Genomic DNA, 4063 nt, shown 5'->3' on the forward strand with positions numbered 1-4063 from the left:
TTTTGCATTTTTTCACTTTTCTGAGTCTCAGAGCGCCGGGCACGGAGTAGCCTGCAGGTGCTAGGAGATGCAGGAGGTACCGGAGGTTATATGGCCTTCAGGATAGTGACGTTTCCTTTGGACTACCCATCTCCGGGCCGGAAGATGCGTTTATGAGGGCGAGACTCGAAGACTGATAAAATAACCCCACCACAGAACATCTGCCACAATTACCAACAACCTGCGGTAACAGGAACCTACGGAATAATTTGACTTTGTACAGAATATAATAAGTGGTATATTATTCACAGGTGAGCGGAGCGCTTATCAATTCTCGCATAGTCTCATAGACTTCATGTGTTAATACCCGGTGCAAGGCCTCGCTTATGGAGGTGGGGTTATGAAGACTAAGCTTATGTCTGTATGTTTATTCGTGTTTCTCTTTTCGATTATCTTTCTCCTTCTTGGGTGTTTTTTAGTAGACAAACCACCGAAGCTGAACATACCGGACAAGACGGTAGATGAAGGACAGGTACTTCAGTTTGATCTCAAACAATACACCGAGTACAAAGACAAGAACGCCCTCGTTTTTACAATTGTATCCGGTGTTGGAGAGATAACCGTTGCGACATATACCTATACTCCCGATTACGATGTACTGAAGAAGGTTAGAGAGTACAATCCGGCAGCCGAGAGCGTAGATTTCGAGGTAAGCATAAGCGCGAAAGACGGGAAGGGCAGAGAAGCGACCGCCACGTTCACGATAAGGGTAACTGACGTGAACAGACCGCCGGTACTGGACATACCGGACCAGACAATAAACGAAGGAGAAACGCTCACACTCGACCTTCTTGACTACACGGCAGATCCGGATACGCTAGACACCTTCACATACAACCTCATATCCGGAGTCGGGAACATAGAAGGATCTACTTACACCTATACATCTCCATACACAGATGCCGGAACGAAGACTGTAACTGTGAGGGTAACGGACAATAAGATTGGAACCGATCAAAGGGCTTTTGGAATAACGGTCAATAGACTGCCTGTGCTTAACAAGTTGAGCGGTCCGTCTGGAACGATAAACCATATCAGTGTCACTTTTAGCTGGATTGAAGACGATCCCGATGGAAACATAATCTCATACGAGTATAAAAAAGACGAAGGTAGTTGGAATTATCACGTGCCTAGCACGATTTACAAAGTGCCTAGCACGAGTTACACCTGGACTGGTTACTCTGAAGGAGAGCACAAGTTTGAATTCAGGGTACAGGATAACAAAGGAGCGTATTCAAATGTAATAGGCTGGACCTTCAATTATGTGAAAAACCCAGTAGTAGTCGGAGAAATGGTACTCGTCGAAAAGGGCAGCTTCACGATGGGGACGTCTGGAGCTGGAGAATTCAGTAATGAAAAACCTGCCCACCAGGTAACGCTCACATACGACTTCGAGATAGGGAAGTACGAAGTGACATTCGATGAATACGATGCCTTCTGTAATGCAACCGGCAGGAGTAAACCGAAAGACGAAGGCTGGGGAAGAGGAAAAAGACCTGTTATCTACGTCGGCTGGTGGGATGCGCTAGCCTACTGTAATTGGCTGAGCGAGAAAGAAGGATTGCCCGTCGCATATAGGCTGATGGGAGAGTCCGCTGAAGGACAGACGTTAGATGCGAGTGGTAATGCGACTACGGACATAACTAAGGTTGTGGGATACAGGCTGCCTACGGAAGCCGAGTGGGAATATGCGGCCAGAGGAGGAAAGTACCACTCGCCTTACAAATACTCGGGGAGCGATAACGTAGATGATGTGGCATGGTACTATAACTACAATTACTTGGAAGGCAAGACGAATGAAGTCGGACTGAAACTTCCTAACGCTCTCGGGACATACGATATGAGCGGAAATGTCTGGGAGTGGTGTTCTGACTGGTTTGACTTCTACACAGGACTACCAGAAACAAATCCGTTCAACAGTACAGATGGTATCCGTCCAGTGTCTCGTGGTGGCAGCTGGAACAGCAGCGCGACGTACACACGTGTGGCTTTCCGCTACTGCTATAAACCCGCTTACGTGAACTTCGACCTGGGCTTTCGTATTTGCAGGACGGTGCCTTGATTACACTCTAGCGTTTTTACATTTTTACACTCTGCTGCGGCTTTGAGCGTCGTTGCGCAGTCTTATGCCCCAGGGGTTGAAGAAGACGCACGAGACAATAAGGTTTTCAGGACTTTGGATCTGCAGTTACGGTTAGTCGCCTCGCCCATTAACACGAACAATAACCTGGGGTTCCGTATTACAGCATTGCATAATGTCGAGATATCCGGCGTCTAGGAGTTCCGGGTCGGTGACGAGACCGTCCAGACGACTATCCTGCGCGTGAAAGACACCAAAAAGCACAAGGCGCTCTCCAGGCCAGTAAGATTCCCAAAAGGCGAGGGGTTTTTAGACCATTACTTCCCGCTCGTGAAGTCCTTCCGCCACCATTTTATAAGCCTCTCCGTGTTCTCCTCGTCCAGGAAGTGATATAACTCGTAGAAAGAGACGAGACGGTGTCCGTGGTAAATGCCGACGATTGCCCGGATGATTAGCTTATCGCTGGTGGAGTATTTTCGAATATGCTCCTCGAGGAAGTCGTCTCCCAGATAATCCTCTCCTTCGTATCGATTCTGTGATAACAATCATCGCTTCTGCAATCAAATTAGATAAGAAGCATATGCTACTATCATAATAGCGGCAATTATATCTGTTTGTTGCCATTATTTGTAGGTGATTCCAATGCGCGATATCGATCTAGACCAAGTCAAAGAATGGTTCAAAGACAATAGATTCCTGACAACCGATGAGCTGGTTAAGAGGCTGAGCCTTGGTTTCCCCAGTGATCATAGAAATTGAGCGAGGTACAGAGAAAGCCGTGTTTGAGTTCGTCAAAGCTTCCTACTCCCGGGTGTTCATCGATCCGACTCCAAGGGAGATAGACAACTACATCCTCGGGTGTGAAAAGTGTTTCGTTGTAAGGCCGCTTGTGACCGAAGCCCCTGTAACGTCCTCCGATGACGTCTCCATACCGAAGCTGGAGAAGATACTTGTCGATCTTGTCTGCGAGAAGGATCTCTTCGTATCGTTCCAGGGTGCTGAATTACACAACATATACCATAGAGCTTTAACGGATTACAATGTCAGTCTGAGCAAAATCAGAAGATATGCGAGCCGTGCGACCCGGAAGAGAATGAAGAGCTCACCAGAATACTCGATCAGATGACGGAAGAGGATCTGAAAATCGTCGATAGCTATGAACTACCGGGTTAGCTTCACGAGAGCGAGCAAACGACAGCACGACAAGCTCGATGCCGCAATCAAGAACAGAATAGACAAAAGTTTCCAGCGACTCGTTAATTACTACGACGGAAAAACCGGCAAGAAAACGGATGTTAGAGGCCTTACCGGTAAGTATTGTAGACTCCTGCGGCTGAGAGTCGGAGATTGCAGGATCATCTTCAAGCTCCAGGGAGATGAGCTCGTGATTCTAGTTGTTGAGATAGTTAAGCGTGGAGACGCTTATAGATAGTTCCGCTTTATACACAGGCTGAAGACCTGGATGATTTGGCGATGATACAACCCGCTGAAAGAGGGCGATCTAATGGATACACGACAGTTCTTGAGAAAAGAAATTGAAACCGTGCCCGATGCTCTCGTAGAAGAAATCCTTCGGTTTGTGAAGGCATTGAAAGAAAGGAATCTGCCTGCCTTAAGCCGCGAGTTGTTGAACGCTTCAGAGTCGGCTCTTGCCAGAGACTGGCTAAGGGAGGAAGAGGATATAGCGTGGAAAAACCTGTAAAGGGTGATGTTGTAGTAATTCCCTTTCCTTTCTCTGATCTCGCCGGAACTAAAAAGCGACCTGCGTTAGTTTTCGCATATGCCGGCGGTGATGATGTCATGATGTGTCGGATCACAAGACGGTCAACGTGGTCTTAAGCAGCAAACAACGGATCTTCTTCCCTACAAATCGGAGAATAGCTCGCAAACGTCATCCGGTTGATTCTTCTAGATCGCGCAAGTCTATTAGCAGAACTTCTTTCG

General features: G+C 47.4%; 5 protein-coding genes. 4 read left to right on the forward strand and 1 reads right to left on the reverse strand.

Annotated features, from left to right (window positions below; genetic code table 11):
* Positions 1-379 precede the first annotated feature (379 nt).
* Positions 380-2101, forward strand: coding sequence for a formylglycine-generating enzyme family protein (locus tag PKX57_RS11440; RefSeq protein WP_472417431.1), 1722 nt, complete (start codon positions 380-382; stop codon positions 2099-2101).
* Positions 2102-2436: 335 nt separating this feature from the next.
* Here PKX57_RS11440 and PKX57_RS11445 read toward each other — a convergent pair whose 3' ends face one another.
* Positions 2437-2664: a hypothetical protein gene (locus tag PKX57_RS11445; RefSeq protein WP_472417433.1), complete on the reverse strand. Its 228-nt coding sequence runs from the start codon at positions 2662-2664 to the stop codon at positions 2437-2439.
* A 197-nt stretch (positions 2665-2861) separates the two neighbouring features.
* On the opposite strand from PKX57_RS11445, the gene PKX57_RS11450 reads away from it, so the two are divergent.
* The 3 genes from PKX57_RS11450 (at position 2862) to PKX57_RS11460 (ending at position 3821) form a co-directional block, all read left to right on the forward strand.
* A complete protein-coding gene (locus PKX57_RS11450) occupies positions 2862-3245 on the forward strand; it encodes a DUF6577 family protein (RefSeq protein ID WP_472415161.1) in 384 nt (127 codons plus the stop codon).
* 30 nt (positions 3246-3275) lie between these two features.
* Entirely contained in the window at positions 3276-3551 is a 276-nt protein-coding gene (locus PKX57_RS11455) for a type II toxin-antitoxin system RelE family toxin (RefSeq protein WP_470745402.1), read from the forward strand.
* A 90-nt stretch (positions 3552-3641) separates the two neighbouring features.
* The gene (locus tag PKX57_RS11460) at positions 3642-3821 is read left to right on the forward strand and encodes a hypothetical protein (RefSeq protein ID WP_472417436.1); all 180 of its coding nucleotides are present in this window, start codon (positions 3642-3644) and stop codon (positions 3819-3821) included.
* Positions 3822-4063: the final 242 nt, after the last annotated feature.

Source organism: Mesotoga sp. (assembly GCF_035363035.1).
Lineage (GTDB): Bacteria > Thermotogota > Thermotogae > Petrotogales > Kosmotogaceae > Mesotoga.